At 60.2% G+C, this 15,249-nt stretch carries 15 protein-coding genes; 5 read left to right on the plus strand and 10 right to left on the minus strand.

The annotated features are described in order from the left end of the window. Window positions 1-10 precede the first annotated feature (10 nt). From AFK24_RS25260 to AFK24_RS25295, 8 genes are all read right to left on the minus strand, one after another. Window positions 11-1,192 carry an NAD(P)/FAD-dependent oxidoreductase gene (locus tag AFK24_RS25260; protein WP_065835820.1) on the minus strand — a complete coding sequence of 394 codons (1,182 nt, stop codon included), beginning with the start codon at window positions 1,190-1,192 and terminating at the stop codon, window positions 11-13. Continuing rightward, a complete protein-coding gene (locus AFK24_RS25265) occupies window positions 1,185-2,561 on the minus strand; it encodes an NAD(P)/FAD-dependent oxidoreductase (RefSeq protein WP_065835821.1) in 1,377 nt (458 codons plus the stop codon). The genes AFK24_RS25260 and AFK24_RS25265 overlap by 8 nt, the downstream gene beginning before the upstream one ends. After that, the gene (locus AFK24_RS25270; RefSeq protein WP_065835822.1) at window positions 2,558-2,911 is read right to left on the minus strand and encodes a (2Fe-2S)-binding protein; all 354 of its coding nucleotides are present in this window, start codon (window positions 2,909-2,911) and stop codon (window positions 2,558-2,560) included. The genes AFK24_RS25265 and AFK24_RS25270 overlap by 4 nt, the downstream gene beginning before the upstream one ends. Beyond that, on the minus strand, window positions 2,901-4,043 hold the full coding sequence (locus AFK24_RS25275) for an NAD(P)/FAD-dependent oxidoreductase (RefSeq protein ID WP_065835823.1): 1,143 nt from the start codon (window positions 4,041-4,043) through the stop codon (window positions 2,901-2,903). The genes AFK24_RS25270 and AFK24_RS25275 overlap by 11 nt, the downstream gene beginning before the upstream one ends. Continuing rightward, a complete protein-coding gene (locus AFK24_RS25280) occupies window positions 4,040-4,837 on the minus strand; it encodes an ABC transporter permease (RefSeq protein WP_065835824.1) in 798 nt (265 codons plus the stop codon). Before AFK24_RS25280 ends, AFK24_RS25275 begins: the two co-directional genes overlap by 4 nt. Window positions 4,838-4,843: 6 nt before the next feature. Continuing rightward, window positions 4,844-5,716 carry an ABC transporter permease gene (locus AFK24_RS25285; protein WP_065835825.1) on the minus strand — a complete coding sequence of 291 codons (873 nt, stop codon included), beginning with the start codon at window positions 5,714-5,716 and terminating at the stop codon, window positions 4,844-4,846. Next, the gene (locus AFK24_RS25290) at window positions 5,703-6,776 is read right to left on the minus strand and encodes an ABC transporter ATP-binding protein (RefSeq protein WP_065835826.1); all 1,074 of its coding nucleotides are present in this window, start codon (window positions 6,774-6,776) and stop codon (window positions 5,703-5,705) included. Before AFK24_RS25290 ends, AFK24_RS25285 begins: the two co-directional genes overlap by 14 nt. Window positions 6,777-6,846: 70 nt before the next feature. Then, window positions 6,847-7,923, minus strand: coding sequence for an ABC transporter substrate-binding protein (locus AFK24_RS25295; RefSeq protein WP_170826393.1), 1,077 nt, complete (start codon window positions 7,921-7,923; stop codon window positions 6,847-6,849). 222 nt (window positions 7,924-8,145) lie between these two features. On the opposite strand from AFK24_RS25295, the gene AFK24_RS25300 reads away from it, so the two are divergent. Further along, the gene (locus AFK24_RS25300) at window positions 8,146-9,045 is read left to right on the plus strand and encodes a LysR substrate-binding domain-containing protein (RefSeq protein ID WP_065835827.1); all 900 of its coding nucleotides are present in this window, start codon (window positions 8,146-8,148) and stop codon (window positions 9,043-9,045) included. On the opposite strand, the gene gcvA is transcribed toward AFK24_RS25300, so the two are convergent. Continuing rightward, the gene (gene gcvA / locus AFK24_RS25305; RefSeq protein ID WP_065835828.1) at window positions 9,038-9,931 is read right to left on the minus strand and encodes a transcriptional regulator GcvA; all 894 of its coding nucleotides are present in this window, start codon (window positions 9,929-9,931) and stop codon (window positions 9,038-9,040) included. The genes AFK24_RS25300 and gcvA overlap by 8 nt on opposite strands. 117 nt (window positions 9,932-10,048) lie before the next feature. On the opposite strand from gcvA, the gene AFK24_RS25310 reads away from it, so the two are divergent. Beyond that, entirely contained in the window at window positions 10,049-10,891 is an 843-nt protein-coding gene (locus AFK24_RS25310; protein WP_065835829.1) for an EamA family transporter, read from the plus strand. Between the two features lie 39 nt (window positions 10,892-10,930). On the opposite strand, the gene AFK24_RS25315 is transcribed toward AFK24_RS25310, so the two are convergent. Continuing rightward, window positions 10,931-11,794, minus strand: coding sequence for an aldo/keto reductase family oxidoreductase (locus tag AFK24_RS25315; protein WP_065835830.1), 864 nt, complete (start codon window positions 11,792-11,794; stop codon window positions 10,931-10,933). Between the two features lie 100 nt (window positions 11,795-11,894). Between AFK24_RS25315 and AFK24_RS25320 the strand changes: the two genes are divergently transcribed. The 3 genes from AFK24_RS25320 to AFK24_RS25330 all read left to right on the plus strand — a co-directional run bounded on the left by AFK24_RS25320 (window position 11,895) and on the right by AFK24_RS25330 (window position 15,245). Further along, window positions 11,895-12,812 (plus strand): LysR family transcriptional regulator, encoded by a 918-nt coding sequence (locus AFK24_RS25320; protein WP_065835831.1) that lies wholly within the window; start codon window positions 11,895-11,897, stop codon window positions 12,810-12,812. A gap of 201 nt (window positions 12,813-13,013) precedes the next feature. Then, a complete protein-coding gene (locus AFK24_RS25325) occupies window positions 13,014-14,006 on the plus strand; it encodes a SphA family protein (protein WP_065835832.1) in 993 nt (330 codons plus the stop codon). A 57-nt stretch (window positions 14,007-14,063) separates the two neighbouring features. Next, entirely contained in the window at window positions 14,064-15,245 is a 1,182-nt protein-coding gene (locus AFK24_RS25330; RefSeq protein ID WP_065835833.1) for an MFS transporter, read from the plus strand. Window positions 15,246-15,249: the final 4 nt, after the last annotated feature.

The following is a 15,249-nucleotide window of genomic DNA, read 5'->3' on the forward strand; positions in this document are numbered from 1 at the left end:
TGTGAACTCCTCAATGTTGCGGGATGGTTGAAGCGGATTGCAGCGGTATCAGCGGCGTTATTGCCGCTGCTTTATCAAAACGGTCGATGGCGAAAGCATCGAGATTGATATCGGAATGCTCGCCAAGAATTTCCTGGGCCAGACGCCTGCCCGTGCCAGGGCCCATCTGAAAGCCACTGCCGCAGAAGCCGAACGAGTAACTCAGGTTGCTGGTCTTGCGACTGGCGCCAATCACCGGCAAGTCATCGGCCGTGAAGGCCTCGACACCCGCCCAGACGCGATTGACACCCAGGTGTTTGAGATGCGGAAACAAATCGGTGACCGTGCGCGCGCTGGTGCCGAGTCGGGTCATATCGACTTCGCCGTGACGCGTGGGGAAATCCAGCGCGCCAATCAGCTTGCCGCCGATCACCACCGTGCCGTTGGCGAATTGCTTGAACGACAGCGACCTGCCCGTAGCTCCCAATACCGGCGCGCAGAACGGCGCGACCCGGTGCGTGACCATCAACATCAGGCCTTCTGGATGCACCGGCACCGCTTCGCCCACCTGGGCCGCCAACTCCCCCGCCCAGGCACCGGCGGTGACCACCAGATGCTCGGCGCTGAACACTGCCTTCGCCGTGGTGACTTGCCACTGGCTTCCAGTCTGTTCGATACGCTGCGCGGCACAGTTCTCATGCACTTGAACGCCGAGTTTTTCTGCCGCCAGCCGAAATGCCGTCACGGTTTTGTAAGGCACCGCATAACCGTCGTCTTTGACCCAGATGCCGCCGACAACGTGTCGGGCCACGGTGGGAATGATGTCGAACACCTGCTGTTGGTCGATCAGCACTTCATGGCTGAAACCCAAAGCCTGCAAGTGCTCGACACGCTGCCTGCACTCCTCCAGCTCAGCCGGGTTTTCCGCCAGTTTCAACTGACCACTGGGTACGAAGCCGCCATCGTCGCCCAGCACATGCTTCAACTCATGCCACAGCTCCCGAGATGACAACGCCAAAGGGATTTCAGGCGTATGCCGGCCTAAAGTGCGTACGCCGCCAGCGTTTACCCCGGAAGCGTGGCGACCGCAATATTCAGCTTCCAGAATGGTCACCTTGATGCCGCGCTGGGCCAGATGAAATGCGGTGCTCAGCCCATGAATGCCGCCGCCGATGACCAATACGTCGCCCTGGCGTCGGCTCGACTCACTCACCGGCCAACTCCCCGAGCGTGATGGGCTTGATCGGCGGGCGAATCCGGTAGTAACCGACTTCCGCAGCCGACACGCCGCGCGCCTTGGCAATGACTTCGGTGACGGTCAGACCGCACATCCGGCCCTGACAAGGCCCCATGCCGCAGCGCCCAAAGGATTTGGCCTGATTCGGCCCGGCGCAGCCCAAGGCAACGAAGCCGCGCAGATCACCGGCAGTAACCTCTTCGCAGCGACAGACCATCACGTCGTCCGCCGGGATGCGATTTTGTTCTTTCGGTTGATACAGCGTGTCGAGAAAGGGACGAATTCGCAGATTGCTGTCGAGTTTTGCGCGCAGCGGCTCGGCTTGTTGATCACGTTGCGCCGTGCTGATTGTCGCCAGTTGCGCAGCAATCCCAAGCGCCGCCAGTTGCCCTTGCACTGCCGCTGCCTGAGCACCGCCAATGCCTGCTCCATCCCCGGCGACATAAACGCCCGGAACATCCAGTTCGCCCCAAGCGTCGACCGCCGGGCTGAAACACAGCTGAGCGGCGTCCCATTCATGACGCGCACGTAGCGATTGGCTGAATTGAATATTGGGCACCACGCCTTGATGCAACAGCACACAACGGCTGGCAATGCGTACGGATTTCCCGGCAGCGGTGAACGTCAGCGCCGTCGCGGCCTCCTCGCCTTCCACTGCCAATTGCTCGGCGCCGGTGTAGTGAGCGATGCCCGCAACGCGCAGGCTGCGCATCAATTCCAGCCCTTTGCGCAAATACGGCCAGGCGCGCAGCGCAGCAAACAGATGACGCCGTGCGCGCCAGTAATCCTCTGGCCGGGTCGTATCGACCAATGCCTTGATCGGCACACCGGCGCGCAGGTATTGCCAGCCGAGCAGGTACAGCAGCGGCCCGCAGCCCGCCAGCACCACAGGCTCACTCGGTGCCAGCCCCGAACTTTTCAACAGGATCTGCGCGGCGCCGGCGCTCATTACCCCGGGCAAGGTCCAGCCGGGAATCGGAAACGGCCGTTCCATGGCACCCGTGGCGAGCAACACAGCCTTTGCGTTCAGCGTGTGCAAGCGACCGTCGCGCAAGTAGCTGACCTGATGATCCCGGGTAACCTGCCACACCGCCGCGCCCTTCTCATAGCGCACCGTCGATGACGCCAACGCCTGGGCCAGTTGATTGCCGTGCGCGTAATCCGGGCCAAGCATGTCCCGGCGCGACAACGGTGCCAGGGTGATGCCGCGATAAATCTGTCCGCCCGGACTGCCCTGCTCGTCCAGCAACACCACGCCAAGCCCCAAACCGGCCAGTGCCACGGCGCCGCTCATGCCCGCCGCGCCTGCGCCAATTACCACCACGTCAACGGTTTCGGGGTTCATGACTGCACCTCCATGAGGTCAACATTCGTCGCCTGGAAAATCAGGTCGCGGGCGCCTTCCTGGGAACGAATGCGCATGCCTTCAGTGACCTCGATCAGACAACTTTGGCGGTTGGGCACGCCATCGATATCCACCAGGCACTCGAAACACACGCCCATCATGCAATACGGCGCACGCGGTGCTTCGCTCACCGGCGTCGCACGGAAACGATTGATGCCGGACATCAGCAACGCCGCCGCGACACTGCTGCCTGCGGGCACGGTCAAAGGTTGCTCGTTGAACGTCAGGTTCACGGTGCGCGTCGCCCTGACTTCGCTTATGACGGGTTGAAATAGCGGATCAGTGCGCATGGGAAAACACCTTATCGGTTAGAAAACGCTCGCCGGTAAACACCGCCAGCTCGTCGGGTTGCGCGCCGCCCATGATCCACGGCGCAATGCGTAACGCGTGAGCGGCCGCCAGGGTCACGCCGCTGTGGCAAGTGACCACGAACGCGCCGGGGTGCACGGGGGATTGCTGATAAATGGGAAAACCGTCCGGGCTCATGACCCGCAACGCGCCCCAGGCGCGAATCAGGCGTACGTCACGCAGCAGTGGAAACGTCGAGACGCCACGTCTGGCGATAGCCGCCAGCACCTCAGTGGAGGTGCCGTCATCGAAACCGACCTCCTCCATTGAATCGCCCAGCTGCACCGTGCCTTCGTCGGTCTGCCGCACGTTGATGGTCGGGTAATCGAGAAATGGCCGGACACGCTCGCTGATCAGCACCTGACCGCGATTCGGCGCAACCGGCGCGTGCAGGCCGACTTGCCTGGCCAACCCCGGATTGCCGAGGCCTGCGGCCAATACGATGCGCGGTGCGATAAAGCGGCGCTGCCCCGCCGTGACGCGGAACTCGCCTGGGGCGCAATCAATACGGTCAACCTGCACGCCGCCATGCAACCGCGCGCCTTTGGCCTGAGCCGAGGTGTGCAGCGCGCGCAGCAATTTCAACGGATTGACGTGCCCGTCCTGAGGCGTGTAGCTGGCGCCAATCACCGCAGGACCAATCAACGGCAAGCGAGCCTTGAGCTCGGCGGCGTCGAGCATCTGAAATGGATAATCGCCCAACGCATCCTGCAGGGTTTGCAACCGAGACTGCCGCTCCAGCAATTCTTCGTCACTGAAACACATGTGAAATCCTCCCGGTTGCCGCAGCTGCACATCGACTCCGCTGTCGGCCAGCAGCGCTTGCGCCAATGCCGGCCAGCGCGTCGCCGATGAACGGGTCCAGCGCGAGTAATCCGGCAGGTCGTGGCCTTTGCCTTGCACCCAGACCAAGCCGAAATTGCCGCGTGATGCGCGAAACGCGTCGTCGCCCTGGTCAAGCACGACCGTGTCCACACCGCTGCGCGCCAGCCCGTAAGCCACCGCCGTACCGACCAACCCGCCGCCGATCACGATCACGTCGGACTGCGTGACGCTGTTGATGTCCTGACTCATTTTCCCTCTCCAATCAACACCCGATCCAGACCCACCATGCGATCGAGCACCAGCATCAGCAGCAGGGTGCCGACGATCAGCACCGTGGAAACGGCGGTGATCAGTGGGTCAATGGTCTGGGAAATCTGGTTGTACATCGCCACCGGCAAGGTCGTGGTGCCTGGCGTGGCGACGAATACGGTCATGGTCAACTCGTCGAAACTCTGGATGAACGCCAGCATCCAGCCGCCGATCACGCCGGTGCGGATACGTGGCAGCACCACCCGATAGAACGCAGTCCAGCGACTGGCGCCCAGCGATAACGCTGCCTGTTCGATGTCGCGCTCAAGGCCAATGGTCGAAGCCAGGGTCAGGCGCAGTGCGTACGGCAGGACCACGATCACGTGGGTCAAGGTCAACGCCCAGAAGGATCCGCCAATCTGCGCCAGCGAGAAAAAGCGCAGGAACGCGATCCCCAGCACCACCGAAGGAATCATCAGCGGCGACAGCAGAAAGCCGGTCAAAGCGCCGCGTCCGGGGAATTCGTACCGGCTGATTGCCAATGCCGCAGGAATCGCCAGCAACGCCGCAATGGTCGCCGAGGCCAGGCCTAGCTTGATCGACAGCGTGAATGCGTCGAGCATTTCCTGGTTGTCCAGCAACGCCCGAAACCAGCGCAACGACAGACCGTCAGTGGGCAGCGACAAATAGCCCTTGCTGGTAAATGCCATCGCCATGACCACCAGCAAGGGGGCGACGATGAAGATGACGAAACACACATGATAGAGCTGCGAGAAAAATCCGTTCTTGTGCATGGCGGCCTACTCGAAGACTTGCTTGAAGCGGCGCTCGGCCAGCTTGCTGCAACCCAGAATGATGATCAGATTCGCAACCAGCAAAAGCATTGCGATGGCAGCGCCGAGGGGCCAGTTGAGGGTGCCGAGAAATTCGTCGTAGGCCGCCGTCGCGACCACCTTCAAGCGCCGACCGCCGATGATCGCCGGAGTGGCAAAGGCTGACGCGGCCAGGGCGAAGACGATGATCGAACCGGACAGAATGCCAGGCATGATCTGCGGCAGGATGATCCGCCGGAACACGGTCAACCGAGAGGCACCCAGCGACAACCCGGCCCACTCCACTTGCAGGTCCAGACGTTGCAAGGTCGCCCACACCGCGATCACCATAAAGGGCACCAGTACGTGCGTCAGGGCAATGATCACGCCAACTTGGGTGAACAACATCTTCACCGGCTGATCGGTAATGCCCAGCGCCTGCAAGGCGTCGTTGATCAGGCCGTTGTTGCCCAACAGGATCGCCCAGCCCAGCGTCCGCACCACGACCGAAATCAACAGCGGTCCGAGCACCACCAGCAGAAACAACGAACGCCAGCGCGGCGCCATGCGCGCAATGATGATGGTTTCCGGCACGCCAAGCAGCACGCAGAGCACCGTAACCGCCAGCGCCATGCCACCAGTGCGCAGGAATATCTCGTGAAAATAGCCGTCCTTGAACACCTCGATGTAGTTGCCCAGGCTGTAGCCCGGAACCACGCCTCCGGTATCGCTAAACAGATTCAGCGACAGCACCGCCGTCAGCAGCAGCGGCGCCAGCAAGAGTGCGATAAACACCAGCAATGCCGGCCCACTGAGCAGCCACGGGGCAATGCCGACGTGTTCGGCATCATACCTGGCCATGGGCGACCTCCCGATCCAGCAGGCGCAGGTCGTCATCGGACCAGTCCAGGCCGACCTCGTGGCCTTCATCGGGCGGCGGAATGCCGAGATTGGGCTGGGTCATGTGGACCAGCCCAAGATGGCTATCGACTGCGATCAGCCACAGATTGCCCAAAAACACCCTCAGGCGAACACGCCCTGTCAAACGACCGTTGCCAACAGCGGTCAGGCGGATTTTCTCCGGGCGAATGTAGACATTGACGTCGTTGCCCAGCGAGCGGTCTTCGTGCGGCACATGCAGCAGCGTGTCCCGGACCTGTACCTCACAGCACCGCTCGTTACGCAGCTGCACCGCACCCGCGAAGGCGTTGGTCTTGCCGAGAAACGCCGATGCGAACGGCGAATGGGGACGTTCATACGCCTCGAACGGCGTGTCGATCTGCACGATGCGGCCTTTCTGCATGACCGCGATACGGTCGCTCATGGTCATGGCTTCGACCTGATCGTGGGTCACCAGAATCGTGGTGATACCCAGATCGCGCTGAATCGCCCGCAGCTCGATGTGCATCTCTTCGCGTAGCTTGGCATCGAGGTTGGACATGGGTTCGTCGAGCAGCAACAGGTTGGGACGGATCGCCAGCGCACGGGCAATCGCCACCCGTTGCCGTTGTCCGCCGGATAACGCTTTGGGGTACCGCTCGCCGAGGCCGCCAAGGCGCACCAGATCCAGCGCCTCATTGACCCGCTTGCTGCGTTCGCTTTTGAGTACGCCGCGCATCTCCAGACCAAAGCTGATGTTTTGCGCCACCGTCATGTGCGGAAACAGTGCGTAGCTTTGAAAGACGATGCCCAGCCCGCGCTGCTCCGGTCGCACATGAGTGATGTCGCGACCGTCCAGGACGATGCGCCCTTCGGTGGGCTGCACGAAACCGGCAATGGATTGCAGCGTGGTGGTCTTGCCGCAGCCGGACGGGCCGAGCAAGGCGATGAATTCGCCGTGCCGGACTTCCAGGTTCAAACCATCAATGGCCCTGAAATTGCCGTAGGTCTTGACGATACCTTCGAGTGTGAGAAATGCCATGGGGCTTGCCACGCAGGCATGAGCCTGCGTCTCCAGAAAGGTTTCGGGAAAGTCGCAACCGCCGTGAAGGCTAGCGCTCGACGGTACGATTCCAGCGCGTCGTCCACTCGCTGCGCTGCTGGTTGATCGTGTCCCAATCGACCTTGATCAACGCGTTGACCTTCTCCGGCCCATACGGCATGCGCGCGGCAATTTCAGGCGCAAGCGTGACGGTCTGATTGACCGGCGCGAACCCGTTTTCCCTGGCCTGGATCGTCTGCACTTCGGGCGACAACACGTACTGGATGAACGCCTGGGACAGTTCGGGCTGCGCATTGGGTGTCACGCCGCAGGCGGCGACCTGCAGGGCGATGCCGCCTTCCTTCGGGTAAATAAACTTCAGCGGGAAACCGGTGCTCTGCAACGCCACGGCACGACCGCTGCCATACACGGCCATGACCACGTCGCCGTTCTGCATCATGCCGTCCATTTCACCGGGCGCCGAGACCCAGGCCAGGACGTTGGGGCCTATCTCGTCCTTGAGCGCCTTGAAGCCGGGGTCGATATTTTTCTCGCCGCCACCCCGCAGCCGGGCCATTTCCACCAGCGTGTGCAAACCATAGGTATTGGTCACCGGGGGCATGCCGAGCAATTGCTTGTAGCGCGGATCGGTCAGGTTTTCCCAGGAATCCGGCGGGGTCCAGCCGCGCTTCTTGAACGCATCCTCGTTGTAACCAATGCCGGTGGCGACCACGCCGATACCGGTGGCTTCCGGGCTCAAACGCGCCAGGGGATAAAGGTCTTTGTAAACCGGCGCATCGCTGAGTTTCCCGCACAGGCCCATCTGCAATGCCTGATACATCGGGCCATCGTCCATCATCGCGACGTTGATCTGTTGCCGACCTTTCTGCGCTTGCAGCTTGGCCAGGGTTTCCGTGGAGTTGCCGGCAACGTAGATGACTTTGACGTCGTGCTGTTTTTCGAAGGCGGGAATGACTTTGGTCTTGTACATCTGCTCCGTGGAGCCGCCGACACCGGCGACGTACAGCGTCGTTTCAGCGAAAGCGGCGCTGCTGCCAAACCCGATAAGGCTGACAACGACGGCGATGGGAAGACGGTTCAACGAGCGAAACGGCTGTGCTGCTTGGGATGCGTTAAGGCTATTCACAGACTATCTCCGAAGTGCGTGGGGCAGATCGAACAATGCGTCAGGTGCTTCGGCCAAGACCGAAGTCATGCATGCAGGCTGCATGCTCCCGGAGATCCATCCCGGGTGGCGCATCTTCATGTGCGCTATGGGGTTGCTGGTTTTGAGTATTGCGACAGCCCATTCATATGGTCAAATACGGATATAAGGGTTAGTTATTCATATTTGATATGGAAGGTCGCCATGAACCTCAGGCAGATAGAAGCGTTCCGCAGTGTGATGCGGCTTGGCTCGATGACCGCGGCGGCGGAGGTCTTGTACACCTCGCAGCCCAATGTCAGTCGGCTGATTTCCCAACTGGAACTGAGTACCGGGCTGACGCTGTTCAAGCGTGCTGGCGTGCGCTTGATCCCGACTCAGGAAGGCCAGGCGTTTTTTCAGGAAGTGGAGCGCGCGTTCGTCGGCCTGGACAGCCTCAAGCTTTCGGCGAAGAACATTCGCAACCTTGGAACAGGCCGCTTGCGGGTCGCAGCCGTGCCGTCGAACGGCTTGAGCGTGATTCCCCGAGTACTCAAGACCTTCACTGACTCGAGGCCCGAGCTCACCGTATCCCTGCACGTCAACTCGTCACCGACGGTGGAGCAATGGGTCAAATCGCAGTATTGCGACATCGGCATCGTCGTCCATCCCGGCGATGTCAGCAGTCACCAGATCGAGTTGCTGACTGAAATCCCCGCAGTCTGCGTATTGCCCAGCGCTCATCGCCTGGCGCAACGTGCTGAAATCACCTTTGCCGATCTCGAAGGCGAAGCATTTGTCTCGTTGTGCCATGGTGACGGTACGCGGTCGTTGGTGGACGGTTTATTCGAGCAAGCAGGCGTCGAGCGGATCATGGCGGTGGAGGCGCAATACAGCGCAATCAACTGCGAAATGGTGGCGCTGGGCATGGGCATTACCCTCGCCCATCCACTGGTGGCCAGGGATTACCTGCACCGCGATGTGGTGGTCCGACCGTTCAGACCGGACATCCTCTTCCCCACCTACGTCATCTGGCCCATTGCCCAGGCAAGAACCAGGCTGGCCGAAGAGTTTGTCGAGACCTTGAAAGCGTTTTACCGGGATGCGTTCGAGGGCGTTAACTAGCGCGCAATCCCTCGCGCTCCAGCCAGGCGCAAAACAGCACAACCGCATCATCCGCCGACTTGCTGAGCGGAACGTAGGTGCAATAACTGCGCGACGGCAGACGCGGGTTTGCGAAGGGCATGACCAGCCGGCCAGCAGCGAGATCACCGGATATCAGCGCCGTCGGCCCCATCGCGACACCCAGCCCGTCAATAGCCGCCTGCAAGGTCAGATAGAAATGATCGAAGACAACGGCGGCACTCGGTTTGAGCGTAGAGATTTTGGCGCTCGCCAGCCAATCCGGCCAAAGCCTTGGCAGGCTCGATGTATGCAGCAACGTATGTTGACGTAGATCGTCGGGCACGCGAAGCGGCAGCCGCCGCAGAAGTGCCGGGCTACACACCGGCAGCCGTTCTTCGTACAGAAAAGGTCGCGTCGAGTAGCCATACAGCGTGTCCGGACCGCCGCGAATAATCACGTCATAGGGGTCTTTCAGGCTCTCCACCAGTTGGTTCGACGTCTCGACGTTGACGTCCACACCGGGATGCTCGGCACGGAATTTCTCCAGGCGCGGCACCAGCCAACGTAACGTGAACGTCGCAGGCGCATTCACCGAGAGCGTTCGCGAGGTCGTCTCGGCAAAGCCAAATTTCAGCGTTGCCTGGGACAGCTGCTCGAACAGCGGCCCGATTTCGCCAAGGTACGTCTTCGCTGCCGAAGTCAGCACCACGCGGCGATTGTGTCGCTCAAACAACGACGCACCGAACCACTCCTCAAGCAAGCGCACGCTTTGGCTCACCGCGCCGTGGGTGACATGCAACTCCGCCGCCGCTTCTTTGAAGCTACCCAGGCGGCCAGCGGCCTCGAAGGCCCGCAATGCGTTGAGAGGAGGTAATTTCCGATTCATTCGAGATAGTTCTACTCACGTGAACGGGCAATTTATCTGGTTTGTCAGCCAACTCCAAGATAGATATTTTGCTGATCACAGCAATCTCATCCCCCTTCCACGATATGGAAAAACACCATGCTCAGTTATACCGGCGGCCTCGTCCTGCTCGCGGCAATTCTCCACGCAGGCTGGAACGCGATGTTGCATGGCAATCGTGACCGCTATCTTTCCATGACCTGGATGAGCATCGCCATTGCGCTGGTTTCGACTGTGGCCGCACTGTTTCTGCCTTTGCCAGCTTCGGCGGCATGGCCTTATATCGTCGCCTCGGGATTGGTGCACATCATCTACAACATGAGCCTTGTGCGGTCGTATCAGCGCTGCGATCTGGCAGTGGCCTATCCCATTGCGCGCGGCTCGTCACCTTTGCTCGTCACACTGGGCGCGGCGCTTTTCGCCCAGGAAGCAATCAGCCCGTTGCATGCCCTCGGGATTGCGCTGATTTCCGGTGGCATCCTCACGCTCGCACTTCAGGACCGTCACGTGTCGCGCTCGGATGCACTGGCTGCGCTGACTACCGGCGTGATGATCGCGCTGTATACGGTGATCGACGGCATCGGCGTGCGGTTATCTGACGGCCAGGCGCTGGCCTATACCGTATGGATGTTCATGTTCTACTGGCTGATGCCAGTCCTGTTCGTCGCGATGCGAGGGGCGGCCGCACTATTGAATCCGCTTCGAGCGACGCCGGCGGCCATTGGCTCGTCGCTCATGGGCGGACTGGTGTCACTCGCCGCTTATGGCATCGTAATCTGGGCGTTGCAGCTGGGGGCAATGGGTGCCGTATCGGCGCTGCGTGAGACCAGCGTGGTCTTCGCCGCGCTGATCGGACGTGTATTTCTGCGCGAAGCGGTCAGCGGAAAACGTTGGATCGTATGCCTGGTCGTTGCCGCTGGGGCGGTTGTCCTGGGACTTTGAGTATCGCAACCTGCGATTGCCCCTGGATTCACCGCTCTTTTATCCCAGCGCTTCCAATTCAGCCAGCAGGTCAGGCGCGATGACCAATTCACTCGCGGAGATATTTTCGTGAAGGTGTGCCACCGATGACGTCCCGGGAATCAACAGAATATTGGGAGCACGTTGCAGCAGCCACGCCAGCGCTACACAGAGCGGGGACGCCTGCATGCGCGCTGCCACGCTGGAGAGCACGTGCGACTGCAGCGGTGTGAAACCACCTAATGGAAAGAACGGCACATAAGCAATGCCCTGCTGACCCAGCTCAGCGATGAGCGTTTCGTCGTCCCGGTGAGACAGGTTGTAGTGATTCTGCACGCAGACGATGTCGGCGATCCCCTGCGCCTGCTTGATCTGCGCTACCGTGACATTGCTCACGCCCAGATGGCGAATAAGCCCCTGGCGCTGCAATTCGGCCAGCGTGGTAAACGATTCCTCGATAGAGCCTTCGGCAGGCGCTTGCACGTTACCCATTGCCCGAAGATTCACAACATCCAGTACGTCCACGCCAAGGTTGCGCAGGTTGTCATGCACGGCCTGGGTCAATTCGGCGGGACTCTGTGCCGGATTCCACGAGCCATCGGCACCGCGCAGTGCGCCGACCTTGGTCACGATCACCAGCTTTTCAGGGTAAGGGTGCAGCGCTTCGCGGATCAGTTGGTTGGTGATGTGCGGGCCGTAAAAATCGGCGGTATCAATGTGGTTGACGCCCGCCGTCAGCGCTTCACGTAGCACGGCAATGGCTGCTTTCGGGTCTTTCGGAGGACCAAAAACATGTGGTCCGGCCAACTGCATCGCACCGTAGCCCATACGATTGACCGACCGGTCGCCCAACTGGAAGGAACCTGCTTTGGCAACATCGCTCATTTTGTCCACCTCAATCAAAGTTTGTGAGACGCACTATAGGCATTGACCACTTCATTGGTAATGGGGTGCAATCGGCACGGGTTGTACGGCTGAGAGAACAATGGAAACCAACATTCAAGACCTGCTGGCTTTTGTCGCCGTGGTGAACGCCAAGGGATTTCGCGAAGGAGCACGGTCGAGCGGTAGATCTGCCTCAAGTCTGAGCGATGCCGTGCGCCGGCTGGAGGCCAGGCTCGGCGTGCGCTTACTCAACCGAACCACCCGCAGCGTGGCACCGACCGAGGCTGGCACCAGATTGATGGAGCGCATCGTGCCCGCATTAGGTGAGGTCGAGTCAGCTCTGGATGTAGTCAACGACTTCCGCGATCGCCCATCGGGCACGCTGAAGCTGAACGTGCCAGCCGGCGTCGCAAGACTGGTGCTGCCATCGATCATTACCCCCTTCCTGCAGACTTATCCTGACATCCGTCTGGAAGTGACAATTGAAGAAAGCTTCGTCGACATGCTTGCGGCCGGTTGTGATGCGGGTATTCGTTACGATGAACGCCTTGAGCAGGACATGATTGCGGTCCCCATTGGCCCACGCTTTCAACGCTTCGCAACGGCTGCATCCCCGACTTACCTCAACGCCAGAGGTCGACCGCAGCACCCACGGGATCTGCTGAAACACGCCTGCCTGCGGGGCAAATTCCCCAGTGGCGCGATGCCGCTGTGGGAGTACGAACGTCAAGGCGAAATCATCAGCGTAGACCCGACCGGACCGTTGATCGTCAGGGTGGGGGGCGCCGTGGACCTGACCGTTCAGGCGGCGATCGACGGGCTGGGCATTGTCTACCTGTTCGAGGGCTGGCTTCAGCCTCATCTGGACAGCGGCGCGCTGGAACCGGTACTGGAATCCTGGTGGCAAAGCTTTACCGGGCCATTTCTCTATTACCCTGGACGCCGCTATCTACCCTCCCCGTTGCGGGCATTTATAGACTTCATCAATGCCGGCCAATATCCGGCAGGCAAGTCTTGACCCCATCAAGGCGCATTTCAATTGCGCCTTCCTGTCATCCCGTCGCTTAGACGGCACCGAGCGATGACCCTATTGCTCCTCATCATGGCGCTCTCAGTCAACTCTGGCCGTTGCGCTCAAGCATCACCAACTACCACGAATTAAAGTCGAAGTGCCAAGGGAAGCTACCCCGCTCACAATTCCAAAAATAGAGCCACTTCAATGAGTCTGACGAAATCCCTGCCAGCGTGCCTGGCACTTAGCTTCGCATCATGTGCCGCACATGCAGCCGATGGTCCACCACCGCCTTCGGTGAGTCAGCCCAGCGGTATCAACCTGGGCGGCACCAGTTTTTACGATGGTTTCGCGGGACCGCCCGGGCTGACCCATCAGACCTATTTGAAGTTCAGCACCGCAAGCAGCATCAGGACCAATGGAGGCAAGAACAGCAGCTCCTTTGATGATCCGAAGATCAATGTCATCACGATGGTCAACCAACTAAGCTACTACTCACCCGACACCATCGGTGGTGGTGCACACCTGGGTTGGAGCCTGTTGGTGCCCGTCGTCTCCCTGGACGGCGATTTTGGTGACAACGGTGCCAAACTCAAGGACAACGCTACCGGCCTCGGTGATGTCACGGTTGGACCTCAGATCCAGTTCGATCCGATCGTCAACGCCAGTGGCAGGCCGGTCTTTGTGCAGCGTGTGGCCTTCGACACCATCCTTCCGACAGGCAAGTACGACAAGCATAAAGACTTGAACCCAGGCTCCAATTACTTCTCCCTGAACCCCTATTGGGCGGCAACCTGGATGCCAGCGCCTCGTTGGGAGGTGAGCTGGAGGCTGAACTACCTGTACAACTTCAAGAACGACGATCCCGCGAGCAGTTCGGCGCAACTCTTCGAAGGGCAATCGGTGCGTGACACCCAGTCAGGACAGTCGGCGTGGGCTAACTTCACCGCCTCGTATGAGGTGTTTCCAAAAGTCTCGGTCGGCATCAACGGGTACTACTTCAGGCAGATATCGGACGACAAGGTCAACGGAAATACCATGGCCGACTCCCGGGAAAAGGTATTGGGCATTGGTCCGGGCCTGTTCTGGAAAATCACCGAAGACAAAGCGTTCTGGCTCAACACCTATAAAGAAACCGGCGTCGAAAACCGCTCCCGAGCGGATTACCAGGTGCAGCTTCGCTACGTCCACAAGTTATGACTGACGTGTTCGCCCGCTCATGCATGAGGGGCGGGCTCTTTACTGAGGTGATGTTCCATGAATGCGCTCGACTCCATCGACAGCAAAAGATCATTGGGCGCTATCTGCCTGATGATGGTCATTTCCCTGGGGACGCTGCAAATCCAGCCTATTCTGGGTGGCGCGTTGATCGATCAACTCGGCTTGCCGCTCAATGCGATCGGCGCCATTTTCGCAGCAGAGCTTATTGCGATGGCAATTGCCTGCGGCGTCTGTGCCATGTTCATGGCGAGCGTCGATCGGCGCCGCTTCGTCCTGGTTGCCTTGCTGATTCTTGCAGCAGGTAATCTGGCCAGCACGCAACTGTACAGCCAGACCTGGTTACTCGTTTCCAGAATGATCTGCGGCGCAAGCGGCGGCGCTGTCATGGCGGTTGTCTACGCCACGGCGGCGCTACGCAGGTCCAAGGACGCGACGTTCGCGGTCATCAATATTGGCAACCTGCTTTGGGGCATGCTGATTGTGACTTCCATGCCCCTGATCCTGAAATCATTCGGCGTCAAGGGTGCGTTTTCCCTGCTGGCGATTACCAGCGTGCTCGCGGCGTTGGGTTGCTGGAGGGTGCCCAAGCGCTACCCGGAAGCACATCGCGCGGCCAACGGTTCGATTCAGCCCTTTGGCCTCACGTCCATCCTGTTGATCATGCTGTTTGCGCTCCTGTTTTTCGGACATTCCGCGCTGTGGGTTTACCAGGAGCGCATCGGCAAGAGCATTGGCCTGGAGCCGCAGCAGATTGGGGGAATTCTCGGCGGCAGCATCCTGGCCGGGGCCCTGGGAGCAGGTTTGGCCGGACTGATCGGACGTCGCCTGGGTTTGCTTTTTCCGCAGCTATTGAGCTTTGGCACAGCATTGGTGGCGACCCTGATCATGGTCTATGGGGATAGCGCCGTAGCGTTTGCCGCCACTGCGTGCCTGATCCATATGGTGTGGTTTTTCAGCTTGCCTTACCTGCTTTCCATGGCGGCCGAACTGGACCCTTCCGGCCGACTCGCGGGCCTGGGTAACGCTGCAATTTTTATCGGCCAAGGGCTCGGCCCTTTTGGTGCGGCACTGGTCGTCGGAGAGGGACACTTCCGGGCGGTCGGCTGGCTGGCCGCCTCAGCCTATTTGATCGCCTTGATCATCTCGTGCCTGGTGGTCGCTCGCTTTCGTCGAGGCGTGAAGCCTTCCGGGCCGGCAATGTCCCCTCAATCGGCCTGAACCT

Origin of the sequence: Pseudomonas syringae (genome assembly GCF_001698815.1) — a bacterium.
Lineage (GTDB): Bacteria > Pseudomonadota > Gammaproteobacteria > Pseudomonadales > Pseudomonadaceae > Aquipseudomonas > Aquipseudomonas syringae_A.